Source organism: Desulfosporosinus sp. FKB, assembly GCF_002196705.1.
Taxonomy (GTDB): domain Bacteria; phylum Bacillota; class Desulfitobacteriia; order Desulfitobacteriales; family Desulfitobacteriaceae; genus Desulfosporosinus.
Window position 1 is genome coordinate 138930 of sequence record NZ_NADJ01000039.1, and the last position, 18504, is coordinate 157433.

The 18504-nt window shown below is 46.3% G+C and carries 17 protein-coding genes; 3 read left to right on the forward strand and 14 right to left on the reverse strand.

Annotation, left to right across the window (positions count from 1 at the left end; all coding sequences use genetic code 11):
- The 4 genes from B5Y67_RS19310 to B5Y67_RS19325 all read right to left on the reverse strand — a co-directional run bounded on the left by B5Y67_RS19310 (position 1) and on the right by B5Y67_RS19325 (position 4428).
- Complete coding sequence (locus B5Y67_RS19310; RefSeq protein ID WP_088228048.1) at positions 1 to 1239, reverse strand: CdaR family protein; 1239 nt, start codon at positions 1237 to 1239, stop codon at positions 1 to 3.
- Positions 1240 to 1242: 3 nt separating this feature from the next.
- On the reverse strand, positions 1243 to 2055 hold the full coding sequence (gene cdaA / locus B5Y67_RS19315) for a diadenylate cyclase CdaA (RefSeq protein WP_088228049.1): 813 nt from the start codon (positions 2053 to 2055) through the stop codon (positions 1243 to 1245).
- Positions 2056 to 2155: 100 nt separating this feature from the next.
- Positions 2156 to 3178, reverse strand: a complete 1023-nt coding sequence (locus tag B5Y67_RS19320; protein ID WP_088228050.1) for a DUF1786 domain-containing protein — start codon at positions 3176 to 3178, stop codon at positions 2156 to 2158.
- Positions 3179 to 3273: 95 nt separating this feature from the next.
- On the reverse strand, positions 3274 to 4428 hold the full coding sequence (locus tag B5Y67_RS19325) for a DUF362 domain-containing protein (protein ID WP_088228051.1): 1155 nt from the start codon (positions 4426 to 4428) through the stop codon (positions 3274 to 3276).
- Between the two features lie 288 nt (positions 4429 to 4716).
- Between B5Y67_RS19325 and B5Y67_RS19330 the strand changes: the two genes are divergently transcribed.
- Positions 4717 to 5682 carry a CAP domain-containing protein gene (locus B5Y67_RS19330; RefSeq protein ID WP_088228052.1) on the forward strand — a complete coding sequence of 322 codons (966 nt, stop codon included), beginning with the start codon at positions 4717 to 4719 and terminating at the stop codon, positions 5680 to 5682.
- Positions 5683 to 5855: 173 nt separating this feature from the next.
- Here B5Y67_RS19330 and wecB read toward each other — a convergent pair whose 3' ends face one another.
- The 5 genes from wecB to B5Y67_RS19355 are packed head-to-tail and all read right to left on the reverse strand — an operon-like array spanning position 5856 to position 10631.
- The gene (gene wecB / locus B5Y67_RS19335; protein ID WP_088228053.1) at positions 5856 to 6935 is read right to left on the reverse strand and encodes a UDP-N-acetylglucosamine 2-epimerase (non-hydrolyzing); all 1080 of its coding nucleotides are present in this window, start codon (positions 6933 to 6935) and stop codon (positions 5856 to 5858) included.
- A 25-nt stretch (positions 6936 to 6960) separates the two neighbouring features.
- Positions 6961 to 7785, reverse strand: coding sequence for a YncE family protein (locus B5Y67_RS19340; RefSeq protein WP_242976048.1), 825 nt, complete (start codon positions 7783 to 7785; stop codon positions 6961 to 6963).
- Between the two features lie 17 nt (positions 7786 to 7802).
- Positions 7803 to 8507 carry a glycosyltransferase gene (locus tag B5Y67_RS19345; RefSeq protein ID WP_088228055.1) on the reverse strand — a complete coding sequence of 235 codons (705 nt, stop codon included), beginning with the start codon at positions 8505 to 8507 and terminating at the stop codon, positions 7803 to 7805.
- The gene (locus B5Y67_RS19350; RefSeq protein ID WP_088228056.1) at positions 8507 to 9427 is read right to left on the reverse strand and encodes an NAD(P)-dependent oxidoreductase; all 921 of its coding nucleotides are present in this window, start codon (positions 9425 to 9427) and stop codon (positions 8507 to 8509) included. The genes B5Y67_RS19345 and B5Y67_RS19350 overlap by 1 nt, the downstream gene beginning before the upstream one ends.
- Position 9428: 1 nt before the next feature.
- Complete coding sequence (locus tag B5Y67_RS19355; RefSeq protein WP_088228057.1) at positions 9429 to 10631, reverse strand: UDP binding domain-containing protein; 1203 nt, start codon at positions 10629 to 10631, stop codon at positions 9429 to 9431.
- A gap of 170 nt (positions 10632 to 10801) precedes the next feature.
- Between B5Y67_RS19355 and B5Y67_RS19360 the strand changes: the two genes are divergently transcribed.
- Positions 10802 to 11815: a glycosyltransferase family 4 protein gene (locus B5Y67_RS19360; protein WP_088228058.1), complete on the forward strand. Its 1014-nt coding sequence runs from the start codon at positions 10802 to 10804 to the stop codon at positions 11813 to 11815.
- Here the strand turns inward: B5Y67_RS19360 and B5Y67_RS19365 are convergent.
- Complete coding sequence (locus B5Y67_RS19365) at positions 11795 to 12400, reverse strand: class I SAM-dependent methyltransferase (RefSeq protein ID WP_088228059.1); 606 nt, start codon at positions 12398 to 12400, stop codon at positions 11795 to 11797. The two genes, B5Y67_RS19360 and B5Y67_RS19365, sit on opposite strands and share 21 nt — an antisense overlap.
- A 140-nt stretch (positions 12401 to 12540) precedes the next feature.
- Between B5Y67_RS19365 and B5Y67_RS19370 the strand changes: the two genes are divergently transcribed.
- Positions 12541 to 13527 (forward strand): glycosyltransferase family 4 protein, encoded by a 987-nt coding sequence (locus B5Y67_RS19370; RefSeq protein ID WP_088228060.1) that lies wholly within the window; start codon positions 12541 to 12543, stop codon positions 13525 to 13527.
- A 250-nt stretch (positions 13528 to 13777) separates the two neighbouring features.
- On the opposite strand, the gene B5Y67_RS19375 is transcribed toward B5Y67_RS19370, so the two are convergent.
- From B5Y67_RS19375 to B5Y67_RS19390, 4 genes are all read right to left on the reverse strand, one after another.
- Positions 13778 to 14308 carry a class I SAM-dependent methyltransferase gene (locus B5Y67_RS19375; protein WP_088228061.1) on the reverse strand — a complete coding sequence of 177 codons (531 nt, stop codon included), beginning with the start codon at positions 14306 to 14308 and terminating at the stop codon, positions 13778 to 13780.
- Positions 14305 to 15414 carry a glycosyltransferase family 2 protein gene (locus B5Y67_RS19380; RefSeq protein WP_170932751.1) on the reverse strand — a complete coding sequence of 370 codons (1110 nt, stop codon included), beginning with the start codon at positions 15412 to 15414 and terminating at the stop codon, positions 14305 to 14307. Before B5Y67_RS19380 ends, B5Y67_RS19375 begins: the two co-directional genes overlap by 4 nt.
- A gap of 239 nt (positions 15415 to 15653) precedes the next feature.
- Entirely contained in the window at positions 15654 to 18059 is a 2406-nt protein-coding gene (locus B5Y67_RS19385; protein WP_088228062.1) for a hypothetical protein, read from the reverse strand.
- A 52-nt stretch (positions 18060 to 18111) separates the two neighbouring features.
- Positions 18112 to 18456, reverse strand: coding sequence for a hypothetical protein (locus B5Y67_RS19390; protein ID WP_088228063.1), 345 nt, complete (start codon positions 18454 to 18456; stop codon positions 18112 to 18114).
- Between the last annotated feature and the right edge of the window lie 48 nt (positions 18457 to 18504).

Sequence of the window (18504 nt, forward strand, 5' to 3'; positions counted from 1 at the left end):
CTATTCTCCTTTAGCCGCCTTGACTTTAAGGCTATAGGTTACTTGTGGCGTTGTAATCATGGTAACTCCGGGCGGCAGCTGCCAGAGAACCTGGGTATTAGGATAACTGCCTTCAGCTTGACCGGAAGCATCTACCCATAGCTGGATTTGATCAGGAGTTAAGTTATTTACGACATCCGGAAGACCTTCAATCACCACATCAACCGGCGAAATTCCTTGATCAACCTGAAGATCCTTGCCAACATTTCGTATGTCAACCGGAACACCTGAAATAGTTTTTTGTATTGGTCCTGCTCCTATCTGAGCAATAACGCTGATTGTCGTACCCTCAAGGAAGGAGACTCCCGACGGCAAGGTAACTTGATCCAGAGGAATCTGAAAGGTTTTGTCTTCAGTCAGGCCGCTAAGATCAACGGGGCCAATGGCCAGAGAATCGAAACCCTTTAAGGCCTGGGCACTGCCTGAAACCTGCACACTGGTGGGTGAAGCTATTAAGGATTTAAGTACTTTCCCCTGAGCCACTGTTCCGGTAGTTTTGACCTTGAGGGAGATCATTTTGGTCGACATACCTTTGGCTGTAACCGGAACAATAACATCGACACTGTTTGGGTAAGCGGTCAAGATATCGACACTAGGGTTAGGGCCAAGAATTGGTTTACCCGCTTTATCGCGAAAACTTATTGCCGGAGAAACTTCAACAGTATCATTGGCACCTGCTATGCTGACCTCTGCGGTGACTTTATCTAAGGTTGAAATAACCGAGCTCGGGCCTCTGACATTCACCGCCGAAGGCTTTACAATAGGAGTCCCAACTTGAAACCCATCAGCAGGATTGCCAGACATGGCAACCTGAACCGGAAGAATTTTCTCTTGAACATTATCCAACGTTAATTTAATGCTTGCCGGTTGACGATCCACTACAGTCGTTCCTTCAGGGGCATTAATTATAACTGAATAGCTATGTTCTCCGGCAGTTGCCCCGGAAAGGTCCACCTCAGCATAGATGTCTTTAATATTGGCGCTGGGATTGATTCCTTGGAAACGGACACTAATTAAAGGAAGCTGTTTCATCACCACCATATTTTGCGGCAGATTCGTGACCACCAAAGGAACCGTCAACGTTTGGTCAGGGATTATTTTATCAGCACTTCCTTGGTTCATGACAAAGAGCCAAAAAAGTATGGCAACTAAAAACGAAAGCAATTTAACGCCGAGGTTTCGCCGTAAGACTTCTATCACTAGCTACCACCTCCAAAAGGGAATTGTCGGGGAAGAGGTACCATTCAGTTCAAGCTCCCTCAGCAACAATTCACGTAACATTTTATCGTCCATAAAGCGAGTCAGAGCACCGTCAATTCCCACGGAAATCGCACCGGTTTCCTCTGAAACAACAAGAGCTATGGCATCCGTAATTTCTGTCAGGCCCAAAGCTGCCCGGTGCCGCGTTCCTAAATCTTTTTGAATATTGGGGTTTTCTGAAAGGGGAAGGAAACACCCCGCAGCGGCCACACGATCCGAACGGATAATAACTGCCCCATCATGAAGCGGTGTATTAGGAATGAAAATATTGACTAAAAACTCGGAGGAGACTACCCCGTCAATTTTGATGCCAGTTTCTACAAAATCCTGGACTCCGGTTTTTCGTTCAATGACGATCAAAGCTCCAATACGATTCTTTGAGAGAACTTGAGTACAGCGCACCAATTCTTCAACGACCTGTTCTAAAGAATTAATGCCGGGAGTTAAAGGATGGCGAGTTAAAAATCGTCCTCGGCCAAGCTGCTCCAAAAATTTTCTAAGCTCAGGCTGGAACACCACCGGAATAGCAAAGACAAACATTTGAAATAATTTGTCAAGAATATAGCTTATTGTCCGCAGTTGAAAATATTTCGCCAAAAGGTAAGCAACAAGAAGCACCAGAACACCTTTGACCAACTGAACTGCCCGAGTTCGTTTAATGAGCATATAGAATTGGTAGAAGACCACTGTCACCACAAGAACATCAATTGCATCCAACCAGCCAAAATTACGGAATTGAGATAAAACACCCGTCATGGTCTTCCCCCCTTCTTATATACTCTAAAGAGTTATTTCTTATTGATTCTCCATACATCGAAAAATACCTTGCCATTTAAAAATATTTTTATGGAGGTTATTAAAGAACTTTTTGCCCTGCAAGAAGGCCAAAGCACCCTGTTAACATCATATCCCCATAAGGGGCCGCTTCATACCAATTTAGAGATTTTGCCATGCTTCTTTTGGGACCGGTAACAGCCACAAATTCCCAACCGGCGTTCATATCCGGATGCCCTACTACGCCATGGCCTCCATGACGAAAGACTTCTTCATTGGTCAATTCTCCTGCCTGAAAACGTCTAATAAACGCGGCCAATGTCTCAAGAGTCAACATACTCGTATGATGTTCAAAAATCCCATAAACACGATCTCCCCGTATAGCAGCAGCAAGCGTATGAGAATTCCCGATGTTAACCGCTAAAATACCCCGCTCCAGGTAAGGCTTCATCAAAGGATCGGCCATAATTCCCAAAAGCGCAGCGGTCCCGGTATCCGTGATCGTGGCCCCCGGCAGGATCTCCCGAACAGCCCTCATCCGGGTAAAAACTTCAGGGATTTCTTCTTTGAAAACCAGCGTTCTCAAATCTCCCCCCTGAAGTACAAAATCTTTCCATAGCTGAAAGCGCAGCGTTCGATTGCTTTCTGTTCTGCTAAAACCATGATCCTGGACGGCGACAGCCCAGCTCTGAGGATAGTCCAGACCAAAAGCTCCCATCGCCTGCTCCAAGGCTAAGGTATCAATATCTCCCATCCAGATAGAAGCCGCGGCATTAGGAGCCTCCGAACAAAGTTCAACTCCCATAGACTTAACTTTTTCCAAATTATCATTAAATGTAAGGGCAGCTTGCGGAGTGGCATAGGCCTTCAGACCTAAGGCAAGGTGTTCTCTTAAAGCTTGGGTACAGGCTCCGCCGCCCATCATATAACCATGCAAAAAAATCTCCCTACTGTTTAAACTGGTTTTTCGTATCTGAGCCGCCACGACCTGCGTGCGACTGGGAACAATAAACTTAGGACAATTTTCTAATGCGACCCCTGATTGATAAAGAAGGATATCTTGTGTACCAGAACCAACATCAACAGCAATTAAATTTTTACCCATTTCCAACACCTTCTCCAGCTATATCCCTAACCATTCTTTAGCTGCGGCATACAGTCATCTTCGGACATACTACTAAACTTTAGTAGGGATTGCAATCATTTTAGAAATTTTCTTCCCATCCAAGGCTTAAAGATCTTTACAGCTTGCTGCGGGCAAAGCTCCTGACAGCAAAAGCAGCGAATACAAGCCTCTAAATCAACAATAGGGCGCTGATACTCATTCATACTCAGAGCTTTTGGCGGACAGTTATTGACACAGTCTTTGCACCCCACACAACTAGTATGTTCAAAAACAGGGCGCGGGCGAACACGATTAAGCACAAACTTCTTAGCTTTTTGGGGCATAGGCACCATATCCAAGAAGTTGGTCGAAACAGCTTTAGGTATTATAAAATCCTCAATGCGCCAGAGCGAACGGGCATCTCCTTTTAACTGAATTTCTTCCAGGCTGCTGATTAATCCCCGATTGCGGGCCGCCATCACTGTTGGTACCTTTTCCGGCTTTAAACCGATTAAATCAGCCGCGACAACATCCAGGGCGAAAGGGTCCGCACTTAAGATCAAAGCTCCAACATTGCGTGGTTTGCCGGCTGAAGGGCCATCTCCTTCCATTGCTGTTATTCCATCCATAATGCTTAAGGCTGGTTTGGCCCAAGCCGCGATATCCACTAAAAGATCAGCAAAATCAGCGATCTTAAACATTTTTAAATGATATTCTGCCTTAAGAAGACCAGGAATAACTCCAAAAAGAATTTTCACCGCCCCTGTAAAGGTCATCATCCCGTGAGTTTTAAGCTTTGAAAGAGGGATGATCACATCTGCATTGAGAGCGCAATTCGTTACAGTCAAACTTTTAACTAATTTCCCTTCGGGATAGGGAATGGTTGTTTGACCAATATCTTCATTAAGAAGTGCTCCCGTCCTTTCGGCGACGTCACGCAGACCCGATCGGGCATATACCGCTTGAAGAGCACTTAGAGTGTAAGGCCCCCCGGGACTGTCTCCAATGATCGGAATCCCGCCCGCTTCCTGAACCAGATGAACGACTGCCTCGACAACACTGGGATGAGTCGTAACAGCTTCCTCCGGCCGCTTCTTCATCAGAAGATTGACTTTCAGCAATACCTTTTGACCGGGCTTCACAAACTCGGACATACCGCCCCATTCTGCCAGACCATCTCTCAAGCTTTGTTCAACATCGGCGGTATAATCCGGGCAATATTTCAAAACTACTTTTTCCTGTTCCTGCACTTAGCTTTTCACCCTCTCCAGATCGTTAAAGAGATTCTCTCCTCCTCCTGGGAAAGCACTGAATTAACGTCATGATTAACCTTTCCTTACTCATATAACCAACTAAAGAGTTTTTTTTACCCTTCTGAAAGCAGAGAATAGATGATTTCATTATACATCGTTTTAGATAGGGAAGGAAATTTCCAAAAAATAGAATTAGACCTTTTTATCTCCAAAATGTACCATTTGATGAAGCAACTTGTCATGATATACTACTGTTGTCTTCAATTTTAATAGGAGGCTACATACATGAATAAACGTTTTAAAGTGTTCGCAGGAATTCAAATGGCTTTACTCATGACCGCAGTTGCTATGCCGGCACAAGCTGCCCTTCTTATTGGCGGTTCACAATCCTTACCAGGTTCTGCTTCAGGTTCAGTGGTTGCCCTCCGATCAACAGCACCTGCCGCGACGCAAGTGGTTTCTGCTCCGACTTCCACCCCGACAGCTTCTGGAACTCAATCAACAACGACCGTATCTACAACACCCTCAACTCAGAATTCTGCTCCAACAGTCAACACCATGCCGTCTACGACTAATTCCGGCAGTGTTGTTTCTTTGAAAAATATTTACCCAACCTCGATTCCTTCCACACCAGTGACTGTCCCTACTTCAACGCAGGGAACTTCGACAAACAACTCCTCAGCGCCTTCGACCGTTCAATCTCAACCGGTGACGGTAACAGTCGGACAATCAAGCCTCGGAGGAAGCGTTGTCTCCTTAAAAAATATAACCCCCACGACGTCTCCAACCTCGAGCACTTCCCCAACGTCCTCTTCAAGCTCTCCAACAACTACACCTACAACCCCCGCCATTCCTGCGGTAACTTCTTTGACACCCGATGAACAGCAGATGGTAGATATGATTAATCAAGAACGCACCGCCGCCGGTGTTGCCCCCCTTAAGGTAGATTTCCGTTTAGTTTCAGTCGGACAAGCTAAGGCCGATGACATGAAAGCTAATAATTACTTCGACCATACGTCTCCCACCTATGGCAGCCCCTGGGCCATGATGCAGGACGTAGGATTAACTGTTGGCTGGGCAGGAGAAAACATTGCCGGAAATAACTCCGTTTCTGGAGCCATGGCGGCATTTATGCAAAGTCCAGGCCACAAAGCCAATATCCTTGACCCTCGTTTTACTCATGTGGGCGTAGGAATCGCTTACGGAAGTGCCTATGGTAATCTTTATGTTCAAGAATTCTTGCAAGAATAGACTATACAACTTAGTTTTACTTTAAAACATCATCCATTATGCTTAAAATGTCGCAACTGCGGCAACAGACAAATTTTCTGCCACAGAATGGTTATAGATTACATTAATGCTTAGACCCAGCGTACTATCATTGTATTACGCTGGGTCATTTTGTTTTCTTCAATCCTAACCCATCAGCTTTCTCCAAATAGGATTTTCACGACTTTCCGGCTGACATTCTCTTCCTTATATTCCGCAGGAGGTTCCCAATCTGCAGCCAAACTCAAAACTGTTTTCACTGCCCTGAGGACAGATTCCGGTTCACATCCTGAGATGAGATTGCTGCCCGACTCCACGGTCTCAGGACGTTCAGTGACATCACGCAGGGTTACATTGGGAATTTTAAAGAGACAACACTCCTCCTGAACGGTACCACTGTCACTAAGGACACAATAAGCGTTTTGCTCCAGACAGATAAAATCAAACAACCCTAAGGGCTCAACAACTTGAATTCCCTTACCGCCAAAAGATTGCCGATATTTCTCTAATTGAGAACGAGTCCGGGGATGAAGACTGCAAATTAAGGGCATCCCGTATTCCTTAACTAACCTTTGCAATGCAGTAATCAACAAATTCAGCCGTCTCTCGTCATCGACGTTTTCGGCTCGATGCAGGGTCACAAGAAAGTAGCCCTTGCCGCTGACGGCCATTGTCTTTAATGCTTGGCTGACGGCAATCCTCTCAGCATAATAAGCCAGAACTTCTCCAATTGGATTTCCGGTAACATAAATTCTTTTTCCTTCTATGCCTTCCCTCAGCAAATTGGCTCGGCTTCGTTCCGTGTAGGGCAACAAAATATCGCTGCAATGGTCAATCACCCGGCGATTAATTTCCTCCGGTACCCTGTCATCATAGCAACGATTGCCTGCTTCCATATGGAAGACCGGAATCCGCAGACGTTTACCGATCATTGCTGTTAAAGCGCTGTTGGTATCACCCAAAATAAGCAAGCGATTCGGTTTTTCCTTGAGCAGCACGCTTTCACATTCACTGAGTATCTGACCAATTTGGCCCATCGGCATAGTTGCTCGGCAATTGAGTAAATAATCAGGAGTGCGCAGGTTAAGTTGAGCAAAAAATATATCATTAAGGGTCCGATCGAAATTTTGGCCGGTGTGCACAAGGATATGCTCACAGAGATTGTCCAAGATAGGTATAATCCGACTCAAGCGGATAATCTCCGGACGCGTACCTAATATTGTCATGACCTTCATTCTTTAAATCCCCTTCAGACCATATTCAGCCTCCGACCTCAACAGTTGCGATAACTGTATTGGTATTACCGTTAATGACAGAGACTTTGTTGCCTTTATTCGTAACGTAAATTCGATTCGTAGTCGGATTAACGGTTATCCCTTCCGGAGAAGCACCGACCAAGATGTCATCGATAACGACATTAGCTAAGCCATCAATCACCGAGACATTATTGCTCCCCCGATTAGTAACATAGATTCGATTTGTAACCTGATTCACGCCAACTCCGAGGGGATTCGAATTTACCGCAACTTTAGCAATAACAGTTTGGCTTTCCCCGTCAATAACGGAGACATTGTTGCTCCAGAAATTAGCAACATAGATGCGATTTGTGACCGAGTTCACGCTTATACCAAAGGGACCTAAGCCAACAGCAACATTCCCTTGCAGAGTATTTGATCTCCCATCAATTATCGAAACATTATTGGAATTGGAGTTTGGAACGTAAATATGCTCTTTGACTTCCAGAGGAAATAGCTGTTCCGAGTGTACCTGATAGACTTCCGCCAAATTTCCGGAAGGATTTTTTCCCCATACGGAAATTTCCACATCATCTGAATTACAAAGAAACTGAAATTGAAAAGCATCGAACTCGGCAAAATAGTTATTCGTTACCTCCCCGCCGGGAGGTAAGGTTAATACATCCAAAACATATTCCGTTTTTGTCTCTGTATTTGTCAAATAAAATCCATTAACACGAATCATAGTACTCACTGAATCACGATTCGTAATATTTACAGCAAGAGTGGAACTTGTTCTTTCGCCAGAGGCTTTTAAATTTTTGATAAATCCAGTTGATAATAAAGCCATAGTTCCATCCCCTTTAATTAATTTAACCATTCTGGGAAAAGCTGCTTGGCACGTTTTCTGACAATGACAGAACAAGCTTCATCTGGATTTTGACTCATATTGCTGCCGTGCCAGCGGTAGGCTAATAGATGATCGTTTAAAAAACCGCAATTATAAGCATGCAAAAAACGAAACCATAAATCGTAATCATGAGCCTGGGGCAAGTTTTCATCAAAATCGCCAATTTGCTTCAGAGCAGAGCTTCTCATCATAACGGAAGAGCCATTGATAAAACATCCTTGAAAGAGCTTTTTCACCATCTCCTTTTTGTCAGGATAATAGGGTGAATTAACCTCGTATTGTACATCACCATTACCATTCATCACGATAAAGCTCGTATAGCTGAAACCAAAGCTGGGCTCACTTTCCATGAGAGCAACCTGTTTCGCAATCTTATCCCCTAGAAAAGCATCGTCGGCACTCAACCAACAAATGTACTTGCCGGTTGCTTGAGATATTCCCAAGTTTAAAGTGCTTGGGGTCCCTCCATTTTCTTTGAATAGATAGCAAATTTTGGAAAGGTGCGGCTTCACGACTTCTGACGTACCGTCCGTCGAACCATCATCAACAACCAAAATTTCCAGGTTGGGATAACTTTGCTGAAAGACACTCTCCAGGGCATAGGGCAAATATCTGGAGTGATTATAGGTGGGAATGACAACACTTACTTTCGGCAGCAGCATTAACGACCCTCCCGATAAACCTTCTTCATCCATTCCACAGTGACAGGCAATCCTTCTTCTAAAGTCACCTTAGGGTCATGTCCCAGATCAGCCCGCGCTTTGCTGATATCAGGCCGTTTGCTGACTGTATTGTGTTTGTCCTCCGGAAGGTAATTGACCAGTTTGGGATCACCTTTCGTATACTTAAGCACTAAATCACTGAGCTCATGGACACTGCGATACTCTGTTCCGCCAATGTTGTATACCTCACCGGGTTTAAAGTTTGAAATTACATTCGCGATGGTCGGAATTAAATCATCTACATACATAAAGACCCGGTAATATCCCTGAAAAACATCGTAAGGCATACCCGTTAAAGCCCGGTAAATAAAAAGGCAAATAACACTGCGGTAAGGATGATAATATTCTCCTGGTCCATAGGCATTAAATAAACGAAGTCGAACAATGGGAGATTGGTATTTCTTTTCAAAATTCATGATTTGGACTTCATTAGCCCATTTTGTTAAAGCGTAGTCATTATGCTGAATAATCGTTTTTTTTAAGGGTAAATCTTCAGTTAAAAGAGGCTCGGCGGCCTCCCCATAGATTTCAGATGAACTCGCAAACACTAATTTAAAGCCTTTTTTCAATTGCCACTCTAAAATATTGCGCGTCCCGATAACGTTTGTCTTCCACAAGGTGTCATAATAATGTTCTCCATTGATCCGGCCGAATTCAGCAGCTAAGTGAAATACATAATCATAGTTTTGCCCGAAAACTCGTTCCAGTTGACGGTATTCAGCAATGTCCGCCCTAAAATAGTTCTCGCCGGGATGATGCTGTAAATCAACTTCCCAAACTTCATGCCCTCGATTTTTCATGACTTCTACCAGTCGCGAGCCTAAAGTTCCTTGGCTGCCTGTGATCAATAGTTTGGCCATCTTATTTGCTCCTTTTTCCGCTTATTATTGCTTTGGTTAAATTTTTTTGAATTAAGTCAATTACTTTATCCTGAAAATTACTCTTTTTTAAGCGTCGAGAGGCTGTTTTTTCAATGTCATCAGGATTTGATTGGATTTTAGATGCTTCGATCGGATTCAAGGCCTTTTGCCGTTCAAGCATGATTTTATTGGGCACTAATTGCTGTTTCCTATTTTCCGGATTGTTATTCTGACAAACGTTAAAACCGGCATTGAGAAGTTCATCCGAACTAAACAAAGGATCTTCTACCCATACTGTATTTCCGGCAGCTTCCAAGGCCTTAATCAAATCGATGGCTCTGCTGTGCTTAAGATCCTTAGCCCCTGCTTTGTAGCTCAGTCCTCTAACCAAGATTTCCTTGCCGGAACCCACTTGCCTGACGATTTTATCCCTATAGTTCTGATCCGCTTTTTCTGCACCTTCCAGCAATGATGAGGAACAGACTTTTAGCAAGAATCCTAAGTCTTTAGGCAAACATTCCCCGCCAATACCCCAATCGGTACCCAGAAGTTCGACGTTGCTTTTACTGTTCACTGCCCTTCTTAAATCATCAAAATCCAAAGCTTGATCAACACAGTAACTATAAATTTCTTGCGCAAAGGCAACATCTACATAACGCTTGACATTTTCCACAACCTTAGACAACTCGGCAACTCTAATATCTGCCACTTCAATCAGTTCAGGTACTAGAGGGGAATAAAATTGGTGTCCTTTTTCCAGGCAGGGGCTCGTAAAAGCTCCCAGGACTCTAGGTGTATCGCAGACCGTTTTATCAACCCCAAACATGACCCTGTGCGGTACATGAATCAAAAAGACATTATTTCCCAGTTGGAATCCTTTCTTCTCCAAAAAATCTCGCACACGGTTCATAGTACCCGGCGGCAGCGTCGATTCAATGGAAATTAAAGAACCTGGGCCAATTAGCATGGCTTCCAGAGCTGCAAACAGATTTTCAGCCTGATTACCCGTAGAAGGCGTCATTAGCCATACATCTATGCCAACTAAATCCCGATAATCGTCGGTAACCTTATAACCTTGGTGCAGTAATTCCTCAACCCTCTTCCTATCCACATCAACTCCGCTGACATCTCCCGGAAACTTCTTACAGAGAAATGTGAATAGATTAAAGCCGATATTACCCAAACCAACCACGCATATTTTCATTTTAGGTTCCATCCTCCCCAAATCTCATCTCTATATGGTATGGAAGTCCACTTAATCTTGACACAAGGATAGCGGTTTTTAACCCATTTTTTGCTACCTTGTCGAGGAGCGTAACATAGACTATAAAGAATGTTTTATGATACCGACATGAACTATTGGAGGATTTATCTATGAAATTAGTTATTCCCGTACTGAGTTTAGAAACCGGAGGAACACGCTTTATTTATCAATTAGCCAACGAGTTGGTGGATAAAGGACACAATGTAGAAATCGTTGTCCCCGAAAACGGTTCCATTGCCTGGCCTCTACGCACCCATATTACCCGGGTAAAGGAACTTACTTCACAAACCATACCTGCCGGGGATTTTCTGCTCCCTAATTTTTATCCTACCGTCTTTCCAGCTTGGGAATCAAAAAAAGGCCAAGTCGTTCGACTTAGCCTTGGTTATGAACCTATGTGGGTTCCGGAGGCGGAAAAATCCCGAGAGTCTTATCTAATAGATGCTCCTATCATTTCTCTGTCACAATGGCATCGGCAATTAATTCTCCAGGGGACCGGGCGAGACAGCATTGTTATACCTGGAGGTGTTGATACATCGGTTTTTCATCCTTGTCCGAAAAAATCCCTATCCACAGGACGTTTGACGATTGCCTACATCCTTCGTTCCAAGGAACATGGCTACACCTGGAAAGGCAGCGACGATTTTTGGGAATCTTGCCGGCAACTAAAGCAATGTTTTCCTGACTTTGATATTCAGGTCGTCACCCCGGAGGGAGCAAGCTACAAGGCACCTGTTCCTTATACAATTGTAAAAGCTCAAGCGGACCAAGAAATGGCCCTTTTCTATGGTCAGGCGGATATTTTTGTTTCCACCTCCTATTTTGAATCCTTCTCCATGCCGCTTTTGGAAGCCATGGCCTGCCGAACTGCCGTGGTTACTACAGATAACGGAGGTAATCGCGATTATGCAAAAAACGGCGAAAACTGTTTAATAGTTCCTCCCAGCGATATTAACGAATTAACGCTTGCGCTATTACAGTTGTTGAGACAGAAAAATGTACGGGATCGGCTTGCTCTAACCGGTCTGCAATTTGTCCAGCCATGGACCTGGCACCGCTCGGCAGATAAATTGGAGGCCTTACTGTTCGAGCTCAGCCATCCCTCACCTTCCACCTTCCAGTAATTTTCTCGAGCTGCAATCCTTCCAAGCTAAGAGAGCGTCAATGGGTTCAGCCTTTTCGCCATAAACCTCCAAAAAAGCCTTATTTTTATGATCGTGAAATCTGGCAAAGATTATTACATTGTAACCCAGGCTCTGAAATTCCTCGGTCTCCCAGCCTGAACGATGCCGCTGGTAAGTTTCCCCCCCTAAACCATAGTGATCAACGTCATTTTGTTGAAAAAATCCCCTTGGGGTAAAAATTATAACCTTTTGAGCAGCAATTTCCTCAACTTGGTTAAGGACGTCAAAGGCAACCTCCTTTTCAAAATGCTCAAGCACATCAATTAGAGTCACACTATCAATAGAATTGGACAGAAACAATTCTCTCAAGCGTTCTGCTCTGAAATTTAAAGTAACCAACGGCTCTTCGGCCTTAGCTTTCTCTAAATAAGGTCGATGAGCATCCACACCTATTTTTATCGGGCAGCGAAACTTTGTCAGAGTCGTACCCAAACCACACCCAATATCTAAAACTGTTCGGGAACCACAAAGAAGTTCATTAATTGTTACGAGGAAATCTTTATGATTTACAACATTAACGGTCACTGGCTGAACATCCTTCCGATTGTTATTTTTACACCCTCTATTCCTACATCCTATTCAAATTGTCCCGTAAAGTGCCTTTAGACACAAATCGCCCACTTAGCCGCATAGTATGTAGTACCGAGCAAAAGGGAGGACAAACCATGAAAATTGTGTTTCCGGTTCTTAGTTTAGAAATGGGTGGGGGAGCACGTTTTATTTATCATTTAGCCAATGCCTTGCAGGATAAAGGCCATGAAGTGGAGGTTGTTATGCCCCAAAAAGGAGCTCAAGTCTGGCCCTTGCGAACCAAATTAAGGCGCGTGAGTGAACTTACCCCTTCCTCTATCCCTTCAGCGGATTTCATTCTGCCTAACTTTTATCTAACGGTAAAACCTGCTTGGGAATCGCAAAAAGGCCAGGTAGTGCGTCTTAGCCTTGGGTACGAGCCGCTCTGGGTCCCCGATCCGGAAACAGCCAAGCAGACCTATCTGATCGGCGCTCCGATTATGTCCATATCTCAATGGCACCGCCAACTTCTGCTTAAGGAAACGGGTCTGGAAAGTACCGTCATTAACGCCGGCGTTGACACTTTAACCTTTCGCCCATATCCTAAGCGGTCTCTGGCAACTGGGCGCAAAAACATTTTCTATATCATGCGTGACCCTGCTTCCGGGTACACATGGAAAGGAGGCTCAGAATTTTTGAAAGCAATCAACTTATTAAAAAATCAAGTTGATTTTGACCTTACTGTTTCAATTCCTGAGAACGCCTATTTTGCATACCCTGTTCCTTGCCAAATGAAGACCACTACCTCTGATCTTGAGATGGCCCAACTTTATGCTCAGGCCGACCTCTTTGTTTACACCTCTTATTTCGAGGCCTTTGGCTTGCCCCCTCTCGAAGCAATGGCCTGCGGTACAGCCGTAGTGACTACAGATTGCGGTGGAAACCGTGATTATGTAATAAATGGCGAAAACTGTTTGCTTGTTCCCCCCAGCGACTTCGAGCAGTTGAGCACAGCGATTTACCGGCTCTTAAGAAATGATGCCGAACGCCAGCGGATAGCTTCTGTAGGCCACACTTTCACTCAAACCTGGACTTGGCAGCGTACGGCAGATCAGGTCGAGGCTTTCTTACGAAGTCTTTAGCCTTAAAAATTGGTGCCATAGTAAAACAGCATTCGAAAAAATATAGACAAAAATAAGCCTGAGAGGACGCTTTTTTCAAACGCCTTTCGGGCTTTATCATACCTTATTCTAAAAAATACTTAAGGCAAATTGCTTTTGCAGATTATTTTGCAATGCCCGCTATATAACAGTTTTGATAGGGATCAAAGAAGTAATTATTGGAATTGTTTCTTTGATCCCTCCTAAATTGAAGAGTAATATATGTCACTTCCTATTGCTCTTCATGCCAAGATAATTGATTATGGCGTTTTCGGCATATTGTCAAACCCGGTGAAACAGGAATCGTCATCAACTCATAGGGACCGTTTTCATTCAATAATTCTTCAATAGCCTGATAGGCTGTACCGCACCACTCCGGCTGAATCAGGTACTCCTCCCCAGGATGAGTATCATGGAATAAAATTAGGCCGTGTGGAGCCACGTAAGGAAAATAATCCCGAAAATCTTTTAGTACTGCTTCTTTGGAATGATCAGCATCAATAAATAGCATATTAATCGGCAGCGGATTCACCTTAAGTTCCTTAGCAAACTCCTGAGTAGTGCCCTTAAAAAAACGAGTGTTTCCTGACGTTTGCATATAACTGCCGGCCTCAGGGTTAAGATCAACGCCAATTAACTGTTCTGCATAGGGAATCATTCGATTAAAAAGTGCACATTTAAACAACCCAAGTTCTACATATACCTTTGGCCGAATAACGCCAGCCAAATGAACGATAAAATCCTCATGCCAGTCTAATCTCAATTTAGTTCGTCTCCTTTGCCAATTCCTAAAACCCCTTCTAAATACTTCTTGTTAAAAAGGATCTGGGGGTTATCACGATAATACTTTCTAGCAACCTCATTATGCTCATAAGCTAATTGATGCTTACCTAAGCGATCATAGCAAACACATAACTGTAAATGGGGCAGCCAAGTCCAACATGCTTCAATCCTGGGGCCCCAACTGTCAATCGGCTTTTCCATCTGAGTTGCCAGCTTATACCAGAACACCCCTTGGTTGTATTGCTTGGCACCTAGAAAATAAAAACCTAACCTGCAGCAAAACTCTGCCCTTGGAATCGTATATTCAAAGGACTTTAAAAGATATTCTAATTCTTTATCCTTTTGACCCAGCTTTTCGAAACATTCCGCTAGCTTTCCGCAAGCCGAAAGGTTATCTTCAACCCAGCCTTGACCTGTTTTTAGAAACTCCCGATAAACTTTAATGGCTCTTCTATGAAATTGATGATCAAAAAGCTCATTGCCATAATAATATAAATCCCGGGGCGAAAAGGACTCTCCTTCAGCTTTACGCTTTTCATATATTCTCAAATTTCGATCAGAATCATTTTCTTGTATTCCTCTATGGGTTACACAAATATCTGAGTTGAAAATTGATCCATAAACTTCCAGATACTCGTGCACAGCACCGATCCAGCGGAAATTCTTACTTCTTCTGACTAGCCTGTTTCGCCTTAAGCTAAATGTGGCAGCCCCGGACTGGTCAAAGGCCAAGAGGTAGGGCATATTAACGACATCAATAGAGGGATCCAGATTCTTCTTAAGTTTTAGGAGCTTTTCACGATCGGCTTCAGCAAAAACATCGTCTGCATCGAGCCATAGAATGTAATCTTTGGCAGCCTGGCTGAAGGCAAAATTTCGGGCAGCTGCAAAATCATCAATCCATGTGAAATCGATGATCCTGTCAGTATATTTCCTGACAATATCTTTTGTTCGGTCTGTGGAACCCGTGTCAACAATCACTATTTCATCTGGAATCCCCTGTACAGAATCCAGACAACGAGCAATAGTCACCTCCTCATTTCGAACGATCATACACAAACTGATAGTGATGGGTTTATTTTCCATTATCTGCACCTCAAAGTCGTTTAAGTCATATTAAGTCATAATCTAGCCTTGATTATTTAAATTTAGAGTCTTTATAGTATATTTTTCTTGTCCCTTTTTTGTTACTTTGAAATCCTTAATTTATCTTACCTAATCTCGAAATAAATTTATCCTCCGGTTCCAGTCCAGATATCTGAAAGAAGAAAAAGAAGCTGCTGTACTGTAAATTTATTAAAGTACAACAGCTATCTCTAAACGCGTTAATCTAATTTGTCAATAGTCATTTGCGCTCCAACCTCTGGCGTAGCAGTTAAAGTCATTGGAACGGCGGAGTTATTCCTAAGTGTAACCACATCACCTGCAGCTAACGTTAATATTGCCTGACCAGATACTTGACCCGTTGCTACTAAGGCTGAAACTGGAGTTGAGGCATCGACGGTCCCATTAACAGCAATAGCTATTTCTGCCCCTACCCCCGCTGTAATACTTACAGTATAATCGATCTGATAATTCCCGGCTAAAGCAACGGTTACTGCTGAAGTACCTACAGTATGAGTTTCGTTTACCAGCGGACCATTATTGCTAAATACAACATCTGCTCCACCAGCTACTACTTGAGCAACCGCATCAAGCGTATATACATATCCGAAGGCAGCTAAGCCTGCTCCTGTCGCACCTGTCGCACCTGTGGTTCCGGTTGCTCCGGTCGCTCCTGTCGCTCCGGCGGTCCCGGTCGCTCCTGTTGCCCCTGTTGCTCCCGTGTCTCCGGTTGCTCCGGTTGCTCCTGCGGTCCCGGTCGCTCCTGTTGCCCCTGTTGCTCCCGTGTCTCCGGTTGCTCCGGCCGCTCCGGTTGCTCCTGCGGTCCCGGTCGCTCCGGTTGCCCCTGTTGCTCCCGTGTCTCCGGTTGCTCCGGCCGCTCCGGTTGCTCCGGCGGCCCCGGCGGCCCCGGCTGCCCCTGTTGCTCCTGTTGCTCCGGCCGCTCCGGTCGCTCCGGTTGCCCCTGTTGCTCCCGTGTCTCCGGTTGCTCCGGCCGCTCCGGTTGCTCCTGCAGTCCCGGTCGCTCCAGTTGCCCCTGTTGCTCCCGTGTCTCCGGTTGCTCCGGCCGCTCCGGTTGCTCCTGCGGTCCCGGTCGCTCCAGTTGCCCCTGTTGCTCCCGTGTCTCCGGTTGCTCCGGTTGCTCCGGCCGCTCCGGTTGCTCCTGCGGTCCCGGTCGCTCCGGTTGCCCCTGTTGCTCCCGTGTCTCCGGTTGCTCCGGCCGCTCCGGTTGCTCCTGCGGTCCCGGTCGCTCCGGTCGCCCCTGTTGCTCCCGTTTCTCCGGTTGCTCCGGTTGCTCCGGCCGCTCCGGCTGCTCCGGCCGTTCCGGTCGCTCCGGTTGCCCCTGTTGCTCCCGTGTCTCCGGTTGCTCCGGCCGCTCCGGTTGCTCCTGCGGTCCCGGTCGCTCCGGTTGCCCCTGTTGCTCCCGTGTCTCCGGTTGCTCCGGCCGCTCCGGTTGCTCCAGCAGTCCCGGTCGCTCCAGTTGCCCCTGTTGCTCCCGTGTCTCCGGTTGCTCCGGCCGCTCCGGTTGCTCCGGCTGTCCCGGTCGCTCCGGTTGCCCCTGTTGCTCCCGTGTCTCCGGTTGCTCCGGCCGCTCCGGTTGCTCCTGCGGTCCCGGTCGCTCCGGTTGCCCCTGTTGCTCCCGTGTCTCCGGTTGCTCCGGCCGCGCCGGTCGCGCCGGCGGCCCCGGTCGCTCCGGTTGCCCCTGCTGCTCCCGCGGCCCCGGCCGCTCCGGCTGCCCCGGTTGCTCCCGCGGCTCCGGTTGCTCCGGAAGCCCCGGCCGCCCCTGTGGCCCCGGTTGCTCCGGCGGCCCCGGCTGCTCCGGCGGCCCCGGCCGCTCCGGCCGCCCCTGTTGCTCCCGCGGCCCCGGCCGCTCCGGCTGCCCCTGTTGCTCCCGTGTCTCCGGTTGCTCCGGTTGCTCCGGTTGCTCCTGCAGTCCCTGTTGCTCCGGTTGCCCCTGCTACTCCCGTGTCTCCGGTTGCTCCAGTTGCTCCAGTTGCTCCAGTTGCTCCTGCGGTCCCGGCCGCTCCGGTTGCTCCGGTTGCTCCCGTGTCTCCGATTGCTCCTGTCGCTCCGGTTGCTCCTGGAGTCCCGGCCGCTCCTGTCGCCCCTGTTGCTCCTGCGGTCCCGGCCGCTCCGGTTGCCCCTGTTGCTCCCGTGTCTCCGGTTGCTCCTGAAGTCCCGGCCGCCCCTGTCGCCCCTGTTGCTCCTGCGGTCCCGGCCGCTCCGGTTGCTCCTGCCGCTCCCGTCGCCCCGGTGGCTCCCGTCGCTCCCGTAATTCCCACAGACCCTACAGGATTAAGTTCTGCCGGTACTAGGCGATGGGCTGCAACCAGATCCCCGGCAGCATCTTTTCCCCAAAAGGATATTTCTATAGCATCGGAACTGGTTACGAATTCGAATTCGAATTCATCAAATTGCGCGAAGTAAACTCTTGCAACAACATCCCCTGGTGCCAATGCCAACAATTCCTGAACATATAATGCCTTTGTGCTTCCTGTCACGTAAAACCCCACAACTTCAACGTTTGCAGGGACCGTATTATCGTTTGTGATTTTCACAGTAACCGTTACCGTTGGTCTCACACCGGCAACCGGCGTATTTTCGATGACTCCAGTGGTCAATAAAGCCACTCTTTCCATCTCCTTTCATCATTTTAAAATAGCAGCTTTGAAAAAACAGCATCTAAAAAGGGTTAATCTCCTCGGCGACTAACCGATGCGCCGTTGTAAGATTTCCTGCTGAATCTTTTCCCCAGGCCGATACATTGACGGCTGAAGAGCTTACAATAAACTGAAATTCAAAAGCATCAAATTGAACATTGTAATTTCTTGAGGCTACGCCCCCTGCAGGCAGTACAAACAGTTCTTGCACATACTGCACTTTTATGCTTCCGCTTTGAAAAAATCCCTCTATTTGAATTGAAGCGCTCGTAATATCATCGTTCGATATCAATACCGAAAGCGTTGTACTAGGTCTAACGCCCGATACCGCGGTATTATCTATCAAACCAGTCGTTAATGAAGCCATTCCCAGCACCTCCTTGTATGCGGTACTCTATTCTACGCGGCTTGTACA